The following is a 17,241-nucleotide window of genomic DNA, read 5'->3' on the forward strand; positions in this document are numbered from 1 at the left end:
AGGCCGAACGTCCCTACTCGGCGGCGATGGCCATCGGTGCGTCCGGGTCGCTGGACTTGACGAGGTAGCCGGTGACCGAGCGCGACGGCGTCAGCCAGCGCTCGCTCGCCTCGGCCAGGCGCTCCCGGGTGACGCCCTCGATGTCGGACGGCCAGCGCCGCACTTCCTCGATGGTCTCGCCGATGGCGAGCGCGGAACCGTAGATGCGGGCGAGCGAGGACTGGCTGTCGGAGGAATACACCGTCTCGGCCACGAGGCGGGTCTTGGCCCGCTCGATCGCCTCGGCGTTCAGCGCATCCGACGGCACGCGCCGCAGCACGCGGTCGACCTCGGCCTCCAGCTTCTCCAGGCTGACGCCCTCGGCGGGCACCGCGTAGACGGAGAAGCGGGTGTCGTCGATCGCCGAGCCCATGTACCAGGCGCCCGCGTTGACCGCGAGGCCGCTCTCCATCACCAGCTTGCGGTAGAGATAGGAGGTCGAGCCGCCGCCGAGCACCTCGGCGAGCAGCTCGAGATCGTGGCAGCCGCCGTCGCGGGCGGTGATGCAGGACGGGGTGAGATAGAGCCGCTGCAGCGTCGGCTGCTCGACCTTCGGATCGGCCACCGCGAGGCGGCGCAGCGCCTTCGGCTCCGGCTCGCGGGCTCGGACGCGGATCGGGCGGGCGCCCTGCGGCGCGACGCGCCCGTAGGTCGCCTCGGCCAGGCGCCGAACCTCGTCGGGCGTCACGTCGCCGGCGACCACCAGGATCGCGTTCTCGGGGGTGTAGAAGCGCTTGTAGTAGTCGAGGGCGTGGCCGCGGTTCAGCTCCTCGATCTCGTGCATCCAGCCGATGATCGGGATGCCGTAGGGATGGTGCACGAAGAGCGAGGCGGCCATCGCCTCCGAGAGCTGGGCCGACGGGTCGGTCTCGACCCGCATGCGGCGCTCCTCGAGCACCACGTCGCGCTCCGGCGCCACCACCGCGTCGTCGAGGACGAGGCCTGTCATGCGGTCGGCCTCGAACGCCATCATCGTGTCGAGGTTGTCGCGGGCGACGCGCTGGAAATAGGCGGTGTAGTCGTAGGAGGTGAAGGCGTTCTCCTGGCCGCCGAGGCCGGAGACGGCCTTGGAGAAGGCGCCGACCGGGTGCTTCTCGGTGCCCTTGAACATCAGGTGCTCGAGGAAGTGGGCGATGCCCGACTGGCCGAGCGGATCGTCGGCCGAGCCGTTGCGATACCAGATCATGTGGGTGACGACGGGCGCGCGGTGATCGGGCACCACCACCACGTCAAGGCCGTTGTCGAGGGTGAAGGCCGACACCTCCGGCCCGCCGGCTTCCGAGCGCCCGAACGGCGCCGCCTCGGCGCGTCCCGCATTCGCGAAACGGCCGCCGGCCGGGAACAGGGTGGGCGTCGCCTTCCTGAGCAGATGCATTCCGTCTTCCCTCGTGCGGCCCCGAGGGACCGTCCGTTTCTGGTTCGATGCGGGGCTCCGAGCGCGCCGGCATCGTCTTAAATGGCACGTCCCGTATCTAAATTGGCAAGTCCCGTACCGGATTTGCCAGTCCCGGTCCCGTGCGGAACCGAGACGCGCCGTGTGTCACATCCGCACCTCAGCGCGCCCGCTGCTCACGCAGATAGACACCCGGATCGGCTTCGTCGCGCTCGCGGGTCGGGTTGTTGATCGGGTCGGTGGTGTTGCGGACGATCTTCCGCGGCGGCTGGCGATAGCCCTTGGGCGGGTCGGTGAGCACGTCGCGCGACGGCTCGGCCGCCGCCGGCTCCGTCTTCTCGTTGCCGATCCCCCGGATCAGGTCGAGCGGGTTGACCCAAGAATCCTCGCGGCTGTTCTCGCCGGGCTTGCGCTCGATCTCGCGGGTCAGGTTGGCGTCGGCGCGCCGGCCGGACCGCATCTCGTCGATCGAGAGCGTCGCGTTGTTGTCCTCGTAGCGACCCTGCGCCTGGCTGCCCTTGGGCAGACGGCGCTCGGCGGCGGCGCGCTCGCGCTCGACCACCTCGGGTTCCTTGGGCCATTGCGCCGAGGCGGCGCCGGCGCGGGGCGCCGGAAGGGACTTCCCGTCGAGCTTGGGCGGCATCACCAGCGGCGCGCGCTCGCGATACTCGATCGGCGCCTGCGGCTTCTCGAGAAGGCCGATGCCGCTCAAGGTGTTGCGCAGCAATTCGCCCGTTTCCTGGGCCTGGACCGCCGACGGCAGGGCGATCGCCGCCGCCGCCATGAGAATGAGCTCCCGATACCCGATCATGATGCCCCGCAGCTTGCCCACCGATGCCCGATCCCCGTTCCGGGGTTCTCGAAGCGGCCGCACGGTTGACGGCCTGATCCGGCGCTTCGGGTCTGGGACCGGTTTCCGGCGATCGTATGGCGCCTTGACCGCTCCCGGCCAGCCGCCGGCGACAGGTGGCTGTGGATGTGGTCTCCCGGTCACGCCGGCGGCGGCTCGCCCGGCAGGCCGGGGCGCCGCTCCGGCAGCACGCTGTCGAGGATCAGCCCGACGACGCCCGCCACGATCGCCGCGTCGGCGATGTTGAACACGTACCAGGACCAGGCCCCGGCATGCAGGTGGACGAAGTCGAACACCGCGCCGTAGGCCGCCCGGTCGATCGCGTTGCCGAGCGCGCCCCCGGCGATCAGCCCGAGCGCGGTCGCGAGCAGGCGCGAACCGGTGCGGGTCATCCACACGCTGAGGCCGAGGGCCGCCGCGAGCGACAGCGCCACCAGCAGCCAGCGGCCGATGCCGCCCTCTTGCTGGAACAGGCCGTAGGACACGCCCCTGTTCCAGACCACAACGAACTCGGCGTAGGGGCCGAAGCGCCAGGGCTGGGTCAGCACCAGGTCGGTACCGAAGTAGAGCCCCAGCTTCGAGGCCTGATCGAGGATCAGCGTCGTGAGCAGGGCGAGGAGTCCGAGGCGCACGGGCGTCATCGGGTAGCCCCATCTTCCGTCGCGACGGCGACGGAACGCGGACGGGTCGCGAACGGGGTTCCCCCACCCTCCCCGTCATCCCGGGGCGCTGTTGCGCAGATCCGGGAAGACCGGATCGGATCCGCGGCGGTGCGCGCCGCGCCGGCCACGCGCTCCCCTGTCCCGACCCGCTTCGCGGGCCACCCTCCCCCGCAGAGGGGGGAGAGAGACGGTTCCGATCCGCTCACGCCGCGCTCGCGGCCGCGTGCGCCGCGTCCCACTCCCGCAGGGCGCGGGCGTCGCGGGGCGTGACGTCGGGATAGTCCGGATCGTTGCCGACCTCCGGCGTGACGCGCCAGGATCGCGCGCATTTCCGGCCCTCGGCGCGCGCCGGCACCACGGCGACGCCCTTGACCTCGTCGAGGCGGAACGCGTCGGCCGGTCCCTCCCCGGCCTCGACCCGGATCGCGGAGGTGATGCAGACGTCGGCGAAGTCGACGCCGTCGATGGCGGCCAGAAGCTCGGGATCGGCGATGGAGACCACGGGGGCCGCCTCCAGGCTCGCGCCGATGCGCTTGGCGGCCCGCTCGATCTCCAGCGCGCCGGTCACGACCCGGCGGACGCGACGGATCTTCTGCCAGCGCGCGGCCAGCCCGTCGTCGCGCCAAGCCTCGGGCGTCTCCGGCAGGGTCTGCAGGTGGACCGACCCGGTCTCCGACGGGAACCGGTCGAGCCAGGCCTCCTCGGCGGTGAAGGCGAGGACCGGGCTCAGCCAGATCACGACGCGGCGGAAGGCCTCGTCGATCACCTGAAGCGCGGCCCGGCGGGCGACCGACGAGGCCGGGTCGCAGTACAGGGCGTCCTTGCGCACGTCGAAGTAGAACGACGACAGGTCGCCGGTCAGGAAGTTGTTCAGCAGCGCGACCACCCGCTTGGTGTCGAAGGTGCGGTAGGCCTCGCGGATTTCGCCGTCGAGCTCGAGCAGCCGATGCAGCACGAAGCGCTCGAGTTCCGGCATCTCCGCCACCGGCACGTTGTCGCCCGCCACGCGGTGGGCGAGCGAGCCGAGCATCCAGCGCAGGCTGTTGCGCAGCTTCCGGTAGGTCTCGGCGAAGGTCTTGATGATCTCCGGGCCGATGCGCAGGTCGTCGGTGTAGTCCGACGCCGCGACCCACAGGCGCAGGATGTCGGCGCCGGAATCCTTGATGATGCTCTGCGGCGCGACGACGTTGCCCTTCGACTTCGACATCTTCAGGCCCTTGGCGTCGAGGACGAAGCCGTGGGTCAGCACCGTGTCGTAGGGCGCGCGGCCGCGCGTGCCGGCCGATTCGAGCAGCGAGGACTGGAACCAGCCGCGGTGCTGGTCCGACCCCTCCAGGTACATCACCGTGTCCTGCCCGCCGTCACGCCGGCGCACGACGTTGGCGAGACCCGGGAACGCCTCCGGGTCGTCGAGGACGAAGGCGTGGGTCGAGCCGGAGTCGAACCACACATCGAGGACGTCGGTGACCTTCTCGTACGCCGCCGGGTCGTGGTCGGGAGCGAGGAAGCGGGCACCGTCGGCATCGGTGAACCACGCGTCCGCGCCTTCCGCCGCGAAGGCGGCGACGATGCGGGCGTTCACGCCCGCGTCGCGCAGCACCTCGCCGGTGCCCTTTCTCACGAACACGGTGATCGGCACGCCCCAGGCGCGCTGGCGGGAAACCACCCAGTCCGGCCGGTTGCCGACCATGCCGTTGATCCGGTTCTTGCCCTGCGGCGGCACCCACTGGGTGTCCTCGATCGCCTGCAGGGCGACCTCGCGCAGCGTCCGGTCGCCGAGCGACTCCACCGCCTTGTCCATGGCGATGAACCATTGCGGCGTGTTGCGGAAGATCACCGGCTTCTTCGAGCGCCAGGAATGCGGGTAGCTGTGCTTGAGCCGGCCCGACGCCACCAGCGTCCCCGCTTCCTGGAGCGCGGCCATCACGGCCCTGTTGGCGTCGCCCTTCTCGCCCTTGTCGGTGAGGACGCGCTTCCCCTCGAAACCCGGCGCATCCTTGGTCAGCGCGCCGTCGGCATCGACCGTGTAGGGGATCCGGGTCTCGATGCCGCGCTCGGCGAGCGCGCGGCCGTTGGCCATCCAGACCTCGAAATCCTCGCGGCCGTGGCCCGGCGCGGTGTGGACGAAACCGGTGCCGGCCTCGTCGGTGACGTGGTCGCCGTCGAGCATCGGCACGGCGAAGTCGTAGCCGCGGCCGGCGAGCGGGTGGGACAGGGTGAGGCCGGCGAGCTCGGCCGGGCTCACGTCGCGCAGGCGCTCGTGTCCTGCGACGCGCGCGGCCTCGAAGACGCCCGCGGCAAGACCGTCCGCCAGCAGGTAGGTCTGGCCGACCTTGGCCCAGTTTTCCTCGGCGGCCTCGGTGACGCGATAGAGGCCGTAGGCAACGCGCTTGGAGTAGGCGACCGCTCGGTTGCCGGGCATGGTCCAGGGCGTCGTGGTCCAGATGACGACGCGGGCGTCGGTCAGGTCGGCGACGGCGCCTTCGCGCACCGGGAAGGCGGCGAAGATGGTATCGCTGACGTGGTCCTCGTACTCGACCTCGGCCTCGGCGAGCGCGGTCTTCTCGACCACCGACCACATCACCGGCTTCGAGCCGCGATAGAGCTGCCCGCTCATCGAGAACTTGATCAGCTCGGCGGCGATCGCCGCTTCCGCCGGATAGGCCATGGTGGCGTAGGGATGGTCCCAATCGCCGGTGACGCCGAGGCGCTTGAACTCCGCGCGCTGCACGTCGAGCCAGTGGCCGGCGAACGTTCGGCATTCCTGGCGGAACTCGATGACCGGCACGTCGTCCTTGTTGCGGCCCTTGGCGCGGTACTGCTCCTCGATCTTCCACTCGATCGGCAGGCCGTGGCAGTCCCAGCCCGGCACGTAGTTCGCGTCGAAGCCGAGGCCGCCCATGGAGCGGACGATCACGTCCTTGAGGATCTTGTTCAGCGCTGTGCCGATGTGGATGTTGCCGTTGGCGTAGGGCGGCCCGTCGTGCAGCACGAATTTCGGCCGTCCGGCGGCCTGCGCGCGAAGCTGGCCGTAGAGGTCGGTCGTGCTCCAGCGCTCCAGCAGCAGCGGCTCGCGGGTCGGCAGGCCCGCCCGCATCGGAAAATCGGTCTGCGGCAGGTAGAGGGTCTTCGAATAGTCGCGGCCGGCCGGGGCTTCGGCTTGGGTCTCGTCGGTCATGGGGTCGGGCGTCCTGGATACGGGCGGCGCGCGTGCGGGCTCTGCGGAGGCCCGCGCCTGTCACGGCGCTAGGGGCGAAGGAAGCGGTGGCTCCCGTGACGATCCCGGCCTCCGCGCAGCCGCGCGGGCGCGGCGCTCACGCGGCGGCCGGGCCCATAATTCGAAGACGGAGACAGGCGTCGGCGCTGCGCATGGGCGGCGTTCTAGCAGCGGGCGCGAGCGGAGGCCAGCGGATGCGCGTGTGCCGCGAAGCGATGCCGATTCACCACATCGCCACGCCGCATCCCGAGCCGCTGCCACCAAATCGCGGCGCGTTCGTTGCCATCCCACGCGATCCGCCGCGCCGGCCTGCCCGGGCGGGTCCGAGACGCGACGGATTATCAAGACAGGGTGCACGCCATGAGACATCTCCTGATCGCCGCGACGCTCGCCGTTTCCGCCTTCGCCATCGCCGGCCCCGCGCAGGCGCAGGGCCTCGTCGGCGGCGTGCAGCGCGGCTCGGCCGAGGGCAACCGCGTCGGCGGGCCGGTGGGCGGCGTGGTCGGCGGAGCGGTCGGCGGTGCCGTCGGAACGGTCAACGGCGCGCTCGGGATCGATCCCGGCCGGCGCGCCTACCGCACCGACCTGCGCTCGCGCCGCGCCGTCCGGCATCATCGCCGCCACCACCGCTGAGACGTCGGGGTCCGGCCCGGACTGAAAGCGTCCGGCCCGGATTGAAAGCCGTTTCCGCCTCGATCCGGAGCCGGATCTAGGAAAATTGCGACCTTTCGCGGTTTCGCCCGTTGACCCGTCACGGACCCGGAGCCAGCCGATCGCGCGGCCGGGACATTCTCGAAACTCGATCAAGGATCCGACACCATGAAGACATTGCTGATCGCCACGACCCTCGTGCTCTCGCCGCTGGCCCTCTCCGCCACGGCGCAGGCCCAGGGCACCGTCCGCGGCGCCGAGCGCGGCGTCGAGGACGGCAACCGCGCGGCCGGCCCGATCGGCGGCGTGGTCGGCGGCGCCGTCGGTGCGGCCACCGGCACCGTGGGCGGCGTCCTCGGCGTCGATCCGGAGGCGGATCGCCGCGATCGCGAGGACCGCCGCGAGGAGCGGATGGAGCGTCGCGAGCGCATGGGCCGCTAAGCCCGACACAGCGTCGTCTTAGAACGGGCCGGTCACCCTCGGGTGGCCGACCCTTTTCGTTGCGCCATCGCGTCGTGGGCGAGCAGGTAGAGGCCCGAGCCGACGATGACCGCCGCGCCGAGCACGGTCCAGCGGTTCGGAACGTCGCCGAACAGCAGGTAGCCGAGCGTCAGCGACCAGAGCAGCTGCGTGTACAGGAACGGCGCGAGCACGTTGGCCGGCGCCCGCGCATGCGCCAGAATCAGCAGCCAGTGCCCCATCGTCCCGAACAGGCCGATGCCGACCAGCAGCGCCCACACCGTGAGGGAGGCCGGGCTGGTCCAGATCCACGGCAGCAGCGGCGTCATCAGCCCGAGGCCGGCCAAGCCGGAATAGACCATCGTCGTCGCGGTCGAATCATGCGCAGCGAGCTTGCGCGTCGCGAGGATGTAGAGCGCATAGCAGAGCATGTTGCCGAGGCTGAGCAGGACCGCCGGGTGAACCTGGCCGAGGCCGGGCCGCACGATCACCAGCACGCCGAGGAAGCCGACCGCAATCGCCGCCATGCGCCTGGGCGACGACCATTCGCCGAGCAGCGGGCCGGCGAGCAGCGCGACGGTGAGCGGTGCCGCGAACTGGATCGACAGGGTCTCGGCGAGCTGCAGGTGGCGGAGCGCGAAGAAGTTCAGCGCCGTCGATCCGAACAGCAACAGCGAGCGCACCACCTGCAGGCCGAGGCGGCGGCTGCGCATGACGGCCGGGGTCGTCACCGGGTTGAGGAACACCGAGATCAGCGCCACGCTCACGCCGTAGCGCATGAAGGTGGTGAGCAGCGGGTCGACGCCGGAACGGGCCAGCACCTTCGCCGATGCGTCGAGGCAGGCGAAGAACGCCAGCGTTCCGCACATCAGCGCGATGCCGACGGGGCGCCGCCTGTCGGGCCGCGTCCCGCGTTCGCCGTCGGGGCCGGCCGCCGCCTCGCGCGACGCGCAGACCGCGTCGGCTCGTATCGCCTTGCTGGAGGAAATCGCCTTGGACCTTCGGGCCGCCGAGTTCGGTGGACCTTAGCCGGTCGCCGCGACGGCGGGCACCCGTCCGTCCGCACCCGCGCCGTGTCGCCGACGCGGGGCCGCCGGCGTCACCTGTCTTGCGCCCGCTGCCGACGCGGGGTCGGCTCGGTTCGATTCTGCTCGCGCGTGAACGGCAGGATCGTCGCGCTCGCGACCTGAGGTTCGGTCGGCTCGGCGGCCGAGCGGTTGCCCTTGGGCTTGCGATCGAGCCACAGGCGGACCCAGACCCGGTTTCTCCGGCTCCAGCCGCGACGGGCGACCCAGGCCGGAATCGATGCCGTATGCTGCATTCGACGTCTTCTCGCTCATCATGCGGACGTAGCGCCTGATGAAAGTCCTAGAGTGAGCGTGGGCCTGCCCGCGATGGCTGTGCGTCCCGAATTTTTGTCTCTGCGTCCAGGCTCTCAGAATCAGCGACCTACGTGGCAAACGAGAACGGCCCGCATCCGGTGGGATACGGGCCGCGCGTCGGTCATGTTTTGGGGGCTCGTCCGCGGGTCTTGCCGGCGCCCGAAGCGTCGGGGCTAGTTCTCCTCGTCGCCCGGCTCGAAGCTCTGCGGAGCGGTCGATTCGGCGCTGGCGACCGGCGTCGGCGCGCCGATCGTCGAGGGCACGTTCACGCCGTCGCGCTTGTAGATGTCGTCGCGGAACTGCACGAGGCCGTCCGGCGTCGCCCAGGCGGTGATGTAGGTCCAGTAGACCGGCACCGGCGAGGACAGCGTGGCGTCGACGCGCTTGCCGCTCTCGATCGCCTGCTCGACCTGCTCGCGGCCCCAGCCGGGCGTGTCCTTCAACAGCCAGGTGATGTACTCGCGCACGTTCTGAACGCGGACGCATCCTGAGGAGATGAAGCGGAAGTCGTCGCCGAACACGCCCTTGGTGTTCGTGTCGTGCATGAACACGCCGTACGGGTTCGGGATGTTGATGCGCACGATGCCCATCGAGTTGAAGTCGGCGCCCGAGTCCTGGCGGTAGCGGTAGCGCGTGCCCTCGTCCGAGTTCCAGTTGACCTGGCTCGGCTGGATCTCGGCCTCGCCGGAGAAGATGCGGATCTTGTTGTCGGTGAGGTAGTTCGGATCCTTCTGCATCTTGGGGATGAGGTCCTTCTTCACGATGGAAGCCGGGACCGTCCAGAAGGGGTTGAAGTTGATCTGCGTCGCCTTGGTGTTCATGATCGGCGACTGGCGGTCGATCTTGCCGACGCCGGCGGCGTGCAGCGTCACGACCTGACCGTTCTCGACCGTCTGAACCAGGGCGGCCGGGATGTTGGTGATGACGAAGCGCTGCCCGAGGTTGCCCGAGTAGGAGCGCAGGCGCACCGCGTTGATCTCGAGCTGGCGCAGGCGGATGTCGGCCGGCACGTTCATGGCCTGCTGCGTCGCCATGCTCATCGTGCCGGTCTGGCTCAGGCCGTGGCGGGCCTGGAAGCGCTTCACGCCGGCGGCGACGTAGGAATCGTACACGCCGGAATTGCCGGCCACCGGGTCGATGTCGCCGGTCACGATCAGGCGCTGGCGCACGGCCCCGACCACCGCGCCGCGGGCGCCGATGCGCAGGCGGTCGGCACCGGAGACCGGCTTCCAGCCGCCGCGGGAGACGATCTCCTTGTAGCGCTCGACCATCTGCTCGGTGGCCGCCACCGTCTGCGGCGACAGGATCGGCGTCGACGAGCGCTGGACCTGCATCGCGGCGGGCGAGGCGTAGTCCTGCGCCCACTCGGCCTGGGCATAGCCGGCGCCGGCCTGCTCGCGCGCCGAAGCCGGGGCGACGAGGGCGACGGTTCCGAGGAGCGCGAGGCTCAGGGTCGCGCGGGTGGTAGCCTGAATGAGCATCGTGGTGGCTCTGGTCCATGGATGGGCGAAGTGGAGCGGGCGCTGTGCCGCCGTTTCCCCTGGGCCCAAGGTGTCCGGGTACGGTTAAGACTCCATGGCGACCGGGCTTTATTGTGGCGTGCCGGTGCGTGCCCGCACATCACGGGTGCGTGCGTCCTCCGTGCCACAGCGGAATCGGCCCAGCCGTGCCAAGGAATCGGAAGACGCGACGCGGTCGCCGGACAGGGTCGGCATGACGCCCGGGAGCCACAGGACGAGACCTCTGCGCGCGATCACCGCCGTGATCGCGCTCTACGCGTTCGTCCTGCAGGGCTTCCTCAGCGGCCTGATGCCGGCTCCGATGGCCGGAGACGTCCATGCCCTGTGCCTGTCGGGCGCTGCCGCCGCCGGCGATCCCTCGCCGGACACGCCTCACGTCCACGCCGATTGCTGCACCGCCGCCCACCACGTGGCCGACGCGTTGGCGCCTCGCGACACCGCCGCGACGATCATCTGGCCGCAAGGCCGCGTCGTCACCACCGCGTTCTGGCGGGCCGCCGCGAACGGCCCGCGCGCGCCGCCCCGCGCCATCGCCCATCCGCGAGGTCCGCCCGTCGCCTGAACCGATCGCCGCCCGATCCCTTCAGCCAGACGGTAGCTTTGCCATGTCCCGTATCACGCGTGCCGGCCTCTGCGTCGCGCTCGGCTTCGTCCTGCCCGGCCCGGGCGCCTTCGCCCACGCCACCCTCGACCGCAAGGAGGCCAGCCCCAACGCGGCCTATCGCGGCGTCGTGCAGATCAACCACGGCTGCGACGGCCGGCCCACCATAAGGGTCAGGGTCACCATCCCTGAGGGCATGGTCGGCGCCAAGCCGATGCCGAAGCCCGGCTGGCAGGTGACGACGACGCGAGGCGCCTACGCCAGGCCCTACCAGTCCTTCCACGGAATGGTGTCCGAGGGCGTCACGGCGATCACCTGGACCGGCGGCGCCCTGCCGGACGACCAGATCGACGAGTTCACCTTCTTCGCCCGGGTCTCCGACGCCTTCGCGCCGGGCGCGACCGTGTACTTTCCGGTCGAGCAGGATTGCGACGGCGGCGGCTACCGCTGGAGCGAGATCCCCGGCCCCGGCCAGACCGCCCGGGACCTGAAGTCGCCGGCCCCGTCGGTGCGGATCGTCGCGGCGGCCCAGCCCGACGCGGCGCCGGCCGCGATCAAGGCCGGCGACCTCACCATCGCCACGCCCTGGCTGCGCGCGACGCCCGCCGGCGCCACCGTCGCCGGCGGCTACGTCAGCATCACCAACGCCGGCACCGTGCCCGACACCCTGACGGCGGCCGCGATCCCTCTCGCGGGTCGCGGCACGATCCACAGCATGTCGATGGACGGCGGCGTGATGCGGATGGCGCCCGTCGAGGGCGGCCTGACGATCAGGCCCGGCGAGACCGTGACGCTGGCCCCCGGCGGCCTGCACCTGATGTTCGAAGATCTGACCGCGAGCCCGAAGGTCGGCGAGACGGTCGCCGGCACGTTGACCTTCGCGCGCGCCGGCACCGTGCCGGTGACGTTCACGGTCGCGCCGATCGGCGCCCAGGCGCCCGCCGCACCGCCGGCGGGTCACGCCCACCACTGATCCGCGCCGACGCCGCGCGCATCCGCTCGGGATCCGCGTCGGCGTCGCCCTCTCCATCCAGTCCGGACGTGCCTGCCCGCGCCGACGCGCGCCCGGCGGCCGTCGGAAGGTGTCTCGCATGTCCCGTCCCTTCGAAACGGGCGCCCTGGCGCTCGCCGTCCTGCTGTCCGCCGCCCTGCCCTCCCGGGGGCAGGAGCCGTCGGATGCCGTCGTGCTGCCCGAGCTTTCGGTCAGCGGTGCCGCGGCGGGTTCGGTCACCGTCCCGAGCGTCGCCGAGCAGCGCGCGGCTCTGAACGCGACGGTCGGGTCGGTGGCCTTCGTCGACGCGGCGAGCTTCCAGGACCGCTACGCCAACACCCTGCGCGACGTGCTCAAGGACACGCCCGGCGTTGCGGTCCAGGAGCGCTACGGGCAGGAACTTCGTCTGTCGGTACGCGGATCGGGCATCGCGCGCGGGTTCCACCTGCGCGGCATCGAGCTTCTGCAGGACGGCATCCCGTTCAACCTCGCCGACGGAAGCGGCGACTTCTACCAGATCGATCCGTTGGCGCTGCGTTCGGTCGAGGTCTACAAGGGCGGAAACGCCCTCACCTTCGGCGCGACAACGCTGGGCGGCGCGATCAACGCCGTGACGCCGACCGCCTACACCGCATTCGCGCCCGACATCGTCCGGATCGACGGCGGCAGCTTCGGCACGATCCGCGAGAACTTCCAGGCCTCGCGGATCTCGGGCCCGGTCGATGTGCTGGTGAACGGCACCATCACCAATGCTGACGGCTTCCGCGACCACGAGACCCAGCGGACGCAGAACTTCAACGCCAACCTCGGCTACCAGCTGGCGCCGGGCGTCGAGACGCGGTTCTACGCCGGCATCTACCTGACCGACCAGAAGCTGCCCGGCACGCTGAGCCTGTCCGACGCGCTGAGCAACCCGACGCTGGCCAACGCCGCCGCGATCGCCGGAAACCAGTCGCGCAAGGTCGAGACCGAGCGCATCTCCAACCGCACCAGCTTCGTCCTCGACGTGGGAAAGCTCGACGTCGACACCTGGGCGATCCACAAATCGCTCTACCATCCGATCTTCCAGGCGATCGACCAGGACGGCTGGACCTACGGCATCAGCCCGCACTGGGCCGGCACGTTCGACCTCGGCGGCTTCCGCAACGACACGATCCTGGGCCTGCGGGCCTTCGCCGGGCAGAACTCGGCGCTGCAATTCGTCAACGTCCAGGGCCAGCGCGGCGCGCAGACCCTCAACGCCCTGCAGAGCGCCTCGAACCTCGAGGCCTATGGCGAGAACCGGTTCTGGTTCCTGCCGGACGTAGCCCTGATGACCGGCGCCAAGGCGTTCTCGTCCAACCGCACCTACAGCAACAAGGGCGGCCTGGCGGCGAGCCCGAACGTGCAGTTCGCCGACGAGACCTACGAGGGGGTGAACCCGAAGATCGGCCTGCTGTGGCAGCCGTTGCCCGAGATCCAGGTGTTCGGCGACGTCACGCGCTCGCGCGACGTGCCGGATTTCGGCGACCTCGTGCAGACCAACATCTTGCGCACCACCTTCGTCCCGCTCCAGGCCCAGCGCGCCTGGACCTACGAGGCCGGCTCTCGCGGACGGATCGACCGCCTGACCTGGGACGTGACCCTGTACCGTGCCGACATCCGGGACGAGCTGATCAACTTCAACACCGCGCTCGGCGCAGCGATCAACCTGCCGGCGGCGACCTTCAACGCGCCACGCACCCGGCACCAGGGTGTCGAGGCCGCCTTCGGCCTCGACCTCGCCCGCGACCTGTCGGGCGTCGGCGACCGGCTGAGCCTGTCCCAGATCTGGACGCACAACGACTTCCGCTTCGTCGGCGATCCCGTCTACGGCAACAACCGCATCGCCGGCCTTCCCCAGGACGTGCTGCGCACGGTGGTGAGCTACGTCCACCCGAGCGGCTTCCACATCGCCCCGTCGGTCGACTGGGTGCCTCAGGGCGCGTTCGCCGACCACGCCAACACCTTGAAGGTGCCGGGATACGCCCTGCTCAACGTGCAGGCCGGGATCGACTTCGCGAACGGCGTCTCGCTGTTCGTCGACGCCCGCAACCTGCTCGATGCCCGCTACGTCTCCGACATCACCGTGGTCGCGAACGCCGGTGCCGTGGCCGGCGGCCCGGTGGCGTTCTATCCGGGGGCCGGGCGGTCGGTGTTCGTCGGCGTGCGCGCGGCGTTCTGACGAGCCGGCATAATGCGGCACGTCGACTTACAGCCTCAATGTTGTCCCATGTCGTATCCGCCATTCGTCATCGCGCATCGACCGCGCGGTACTGCCTCGCCGCCCGATCTCGACATTCCGGTGGAACGTGCGCGGACGCGATTAAGGTTACCTTTCGGTTGTCGCGGCGGGACCTCCGTTCGGCGCTAGGATTGCGGCAAGGGTCGCGGACAGGCCGGGAGCGTTCCAAGACGGAACGACGACAGGCCCCGGCAGCGACGCAGGAGGCAGGATGAACGGGTACGACGTCACGTTCCGGGACGAACGGGATTGGGTCGATTTCGGGCGGACCTACGTCACGTCCGACGCCTTCCGGACGCTCTTCCACGACGGCATGGCGCTGGTGGAGGAGACCGCGGCGTATCTCGACGGCGAGGGCCGCGACGAGTCGCGCCTGATCTCGCGGGACGCAACCCTGTCCTACGCCTCGGAGAGCATGCGGCTCACCACCCTGCTGATGCAGATCGCGTCCTGGCTGCTGGTGCAGCGCGCGGTGTCCGAGGGCGAGCTCACCGCGAGCCAGGCCTTGCAGGAGAAGAACCGCGTGCGGCTCGCCGCGACCGAGGCGCCGAAGGCCGAGAGCTTCACGCTCCTGCCGGTCCGGCTGCAGAACCTGATCCTGCGCGCCCGCCGGCTGCACGCCCGCATCCTGCACCTCGACGGCCTGATCTCCGACGACCGCCCGACGCCGGCCGCCGTCGAGAGCCCGGTCGCCGTCCAGCAGAACCGCCTGCGCTCGGCCTTTCCCGGTCTGCAGGCCTGAGCGGAACGCCCAGAACGCAAGAAGGGCGGCACCGCGGTGCCGCCCTTCTTGCGTTGATCCAGCCCCTGCAGCACGCCGAGGCCGGGATCGAAACCCTTACTTGCGGCCGACGAGGTTGCCGAAGCGCGAGGTGAAGCGCGAGACGCGGCCGCCGCGATCGAGCATCTTCTGCTCGCCGCCGGTCCAGGCCGGGTGGGTCAGCGGATCGATGTCGAGGTTCAGGGTGTCGCCTTCGCTGCCGTAGGTCGAGCGCGTCCGGTACTCGGTGCCGTCGGTCATCACGACCTTGATGAAGTGGTATTCGGGGTGCTCGGTCCCCTTGGCCTTGTCGGCCGCGCTCTTTGCCATGACGTCTCGTCCTCGACGGTGCACGAACTCCGGGAGCGCGGAGGGCGCGGCCCGTAAGATCCGTGGGTTGAAACTCTGTGATCGGACCGTTGCCACGAACCTCACGTTCGTGCGAACCGCTCATGCGAAGCCGACGGCCCGTCTTGGCGGCCCGCGGCCATTGCACACGCGCAATCGGAAGAAGGCGCGCGTATACCGCAGGCTCCGGCCGCTCACAAGCATGCTTGTCGCGCGGACGAGGGACGAAACACCAGAGGCGTGATGGCCCGCAAGAAGAACCCGCCCGCCGAAGGTCGCGACAAGGCCCCGCTGAGCTCGCTGCGGCCGCTGATCCCCTTCGCGGCGGCCTATCGCGGGCGGATCGTCGCCGCCTTCCTGTCGCTGCTGGCGGCCTCGGCGGCCACGCTGACGGTGCCGATCGCCATGCGCCGGGTGATCGATCACGGCTTCTCGCCCGAGGGCGAGAGCATGATCAACGCCTACTTCCTGGCGCTGCTCGGGGTCGTCGCGGTGCTCGCCCTGTCGAGCGCCGCCCGGTACTACACGGTGGTGACGCTGGGCGAGCGCGTGGTGGCCAACCTCCGCAGCGCCGTCTTCCGGCAGCTGACGCTGCTCGATCCCGCCTTCTTCGACAAGACGCAGTCGGGCGAGATCGTCTCGCGGCTCACCGCCGACGCGACCCAGGTCAAGGCGGTGTTCGGCGTCTCGATCTCGATCCTGCTGCGCAACCTGTTCCTGTTCGTCGGCGCCGTCGCGATGATGGTGATCACCAGCCCGAGGCTGTCGGTGCTGGTGCTGGTCGCGATCCCGCTGATCGTGTTCCCGCTGATCGTCTCCGGCCGCGGCGTCCGACGCCGCTCGCGCGCGGCGCAGGACCGCCTCGCCGACGCCTCCGCTTACGCGGCGGAAGCGGTCGGCGCGGTCCGCACGATGCAGGCCTTCGGCATGGGCCGGGCCACCGCCGACCGCTTCGCGCAGGCCTCCGAGAGCGCCTATTCGGCCGCCGGCGAATCGATCCGCGCCCGCGCGCTGCTCACCGGCGTGGCGATCTTCCTGATCTCGGCCTCCGTCGTCGGGGTGATGTGGTACGGCGCGCAAGGGGTGCTCGCCCACACCATGAGCGCCGGGCAGCTGTCGCAGTTCGTGCTCTACGCCGTCTTCGGCGCGAGCGCGCTCGGGCAGCTCTCGGAGGTCTACGGCGAGCTCGCCCAGGCCGCGGGCGCGGCCGAGCGCCTCGGCGAGATCCTGGCCGCCGTGCCCGCGATCAAGCCGCCGGCCGATCCGGTGCCGATGCCGGTGCCGGCCCGCGGCGCCGTCGCGTTCGAGGCGGTGCGCTTCGCCTACCCGACCCGCGACATGACGGCCGCCCTCGACGGCATCGCCTTCACCGCGGCGCCCGGCGAGCGCATCGCCATCGTCGGCCCCTCGGGCGCCGGCAAGAGCACGGTGCTGCAGCTGCTGCTGCGCTTCTACGATCCGCAATCGGGCCGGGTGCTCGTCGACGGGGTCGACGTCGCGCGCGTCGACCCGGAGGCCCTGCGCGCCCGCATGTCGCTGGTGCCGCAGGACCCGACCGTGTTCTCGGGCTCGGTCGCCGAGAACATCCGCTACGGCCGGCCGCAGGCGAGCGACGCGGAGGTGCAGCGCGCGGCCGAGCTTGCCCATGCCGACGGCTTCATCCGCGCCCTGCCCCAGGGCTACGCCACGCCGGTGGGCGAGCGCGGCGTCACCCTGTCCGGCGGCCAGCGCCAGCGCGTCGCCATCGCCCGCGCGATCCTGAAGGACGCGCCGATCCTGCTCCTCGACGAGGCGACCTCGGCGCTCGATGCCGAGAGCGAGCGCGCGGTGCAGTCGGCGCTCGACGGGCTGATGCGCGGGCGCACGACCCTGGTCATCGCCCATCGCCTCGCTACCATCCGCGCCGCCGACCGCATCCTCGTCCTCGACGACGGCCGCATCGTCGAGGAAGGCACCCACGAGAGCCTGCTGGCACAGGGCGCGCTTTACGCGCAGCTCGCCGCCCTGCAGTTCACCGATGCCCTCGACGAGACCGCGCGGGGCAAGGAGCCGCGCCTGCGCGGGGTGAGCGTCTCCGCCGCGGAGTAGCGTCGCGATCGTGCAAT

Annotated in this window: 14 protein-coding genes and 1 pseudogene; 7 read left to right on the forward strand and 8 right to left on the reverse strand. The window is 70.7% G+C overall.

Annotated features, from left to right (window positions below):
* Positions 1-13: 13 nt before the first annotated feature.
* The 4 genes from FV227_RS01465 to ileS all read right to left on the reverse strand — a co-directional run bounded on the left by FV227_RS01465 (position 14) and on the right by ileS (position 6,122).
* Positions 14-1,414: a pitrilysin family protein gene (locus FV227_RS01465; RefSeq protein ID WP_147841090.1), complete on the reverse strand. Its 1,401-nt coding sequence runs from the start codon at positions 1,412-1,414 to the stop codon at positions 14-16.
* Positions 1,415-1,592: 178 nt separating this feature from the next.
* Entirely contained in the window at positions 1,593-2,264 is a 672-nt protein-coding gene (locus tag FV227_RS01470) for a hypothetical protein (protein WP_313899077.1), read from the reverse strand.
* A 158-nt stretch (positions 2,265-2,422) separates the two neighbouring features.
* Positions 2,423-2,923, reverse strand: a complete 501-nt coding sequence (gene lspA, locus FV227_RS01475) for a signal peptidase II (RefSeq protein ID WP_147728180.1) — start codon at positions 2,921-2,923, stop codon at positions 2,423-2,425.
* Positions 2,924-3,146: 223 nt separating this feature from the next.
* Positions 3,147-6,122 (reverse strand): isoleucine--tRNA ligase, encoded by a 2,976-nt coding sequence (gene ileS / locus FV227_RS01480; protein ID WP_147858155.1) that lies wholly within the window; start codon positions 6,120-6,122, stop codon positions 3,147-3,149.
* Positions 6,123-6,521: 399 nt separating this feature from the next.
* On the opposite strand from ileS, the gene FV227_RS01485 reads away from it, so the two are divergent.
* Together FV227_RS01485 and FV227_RS01490 are read left to right on the forward strand one after the other, a co-directional pair.
* A complete protein-coding gene (locus tag FV227_RS01485) occupies positions 6,522-6,794 on the forward strand; it encodes a hypothetical protein (RefSeq protein WP_147728178.1) in 273 nt (90 codons plus the stop codon).
* 186 nt (positions 6,795-6,980) lie between these two features.
* Positions 6,981-7,253 carry a hypothetical protein gene (locus FV227_RS01490; RefSeq protein WP_147841094.1) on the forward strand — a complete coding sequence of 91 codons (273 nt, stop codon included), beginning with the start codon at positions 6,981-6,983 and terminating at the stop codon, positions 7,251-7,253.
* A gap of 32 nt (positions 7,254-7,285) precedes the next feature.
* Here the strand turns inward: FV227_RS01490 and FV227_RS01495 are convergent.
* The 3 genes and pseudogenes from FV227_RS01495 to FV227_RS01505 form a co-directional block, all read right to left on the reverse strand.
* A pseudogene (locus FV227_RS01495) lies at positions 7,286-8,170 on the reverse strand (DMT family transporter); the annotation flags it as partial.
* A 200-nt stretch (positions 8,171-8,370) separates the two neighbouring features.
* Positions 8,371-8,592, reverse strand: coding sequence for a hypothetical protein (locus FV227_RS01500; protein ID WP_147729136.1), 222 nt, complete (start codon positions 8,590-8,592; stop codon positions 8,371-8,373).
* A gap of 234 nt (positions 8,593-8,826) precedes the next feature.
* Positions 8,827-10,134 carry a L,D-transpeptidase family protein gene (locus tag FV227_RS01505; protein ID WP_147729137.1) on the reverse strand — a complete coding sequence of 436 codons (1,308 nt, stop codon included), beginning with the start codon at positions 10,132-10,134 and terminating at the stop codon, positions 8,827-8,829.
* A 232-nt stretch (positions 10,135-10,366) separates the two neighbouring features.
* Here FV227_RS01505 and FV227_RS01510 point away from each other — a divergent pair, with 232 nt between their 5' ends.
* The 4 genes from FV227_RS01510 (at position 10,367) to FV227_RS01525 (ending at position 14,770) form a co-directional block, all read left to right on the forward strand.
* Positions 10,367-10,735, forward strand: a complete 369-nt coding sequence (locus FV227_RS01510; protein ID WP_147858157.1) for a hypothetical protein — start codon at positions 10,367-10,369, stop codon at positions 10,733-10,735.
* Positions 10,736-10,778: 43 nt separating this feature from the next.
* Positions 10,779-11,747, forward strand: a complete 969-nt coding sequence (locus FV227_RS01515; RefSeq protein WP_147858158.1) for a DUF1775 domain-containing protein — start codon at positions 10,779-10,781, stop codon at positions 11,745-11,747.
* 118 nt (positions 11,748-11,865) lie between these two features.
* Positions 11,866-13,968 carry a TonB-dependent receptor gene (locus tag FV227_RS01520; protein ID WP_147858159.1) on the forward strand — a complete coding sequence of 701 codons (2,103 nt, stop codon included), beginning with the start codon at positions 11,866-11,868 and terminating at the stop codon, positions 13,966-13,968.
* Positions 13,969-14,239: 271 nt separating this feature from the next.
* Complete coding sequence (locus tag FV227_RS01525; protein ID WP_147728573.1) at positions 14,240-14,770, forward strand: DUF1465 family protein; 531 nt, start codon at positions 14,240-14,242, stop codon at positions 14,768-14,770.
* Positions 14,771-14,866: 96 nt separating this feature from the next.
* On the opposite strand, the gene rpmE is transcribed toward FV227_RS01525, so the two are convergent.
* On the reverse strand, positions 14,867-15,118 hold the full coding sequence (gene rpmE, locus FV227_RS01530) for a 50S ribosomal protein L31 (protein WP_147728574.1): 252 nt from the start codon (positions 15,116-15,118) through the stop codon (positions 14,867-14,869).
* Between the two features lie 261 nt (positions 15,119-15,379).
* Between rpmE and FV227_RS01535 the strand changes: the two genes are divergently transcribed.
* Entirely contained in the window at positions 15,380-17,224 is a 1,845-nt protein-coding gene (locus FV227_RS01535; RefSeq protein ID WP_147858160.1) for an ABC transporter transmembrane domain-containing protein, read from the forward strand.
* Positions 17,225-17,241 lie beyond the last annotated feature (17 nt).

The organism is Methylobacterium sp. WL119, from assembly GCF_008039875.1.
GTDB lineage: Bacteria > Pseudomonadota > Alphaproteobacteria > Rhizobiales > Beijerinckiaceae > Methylobacterium.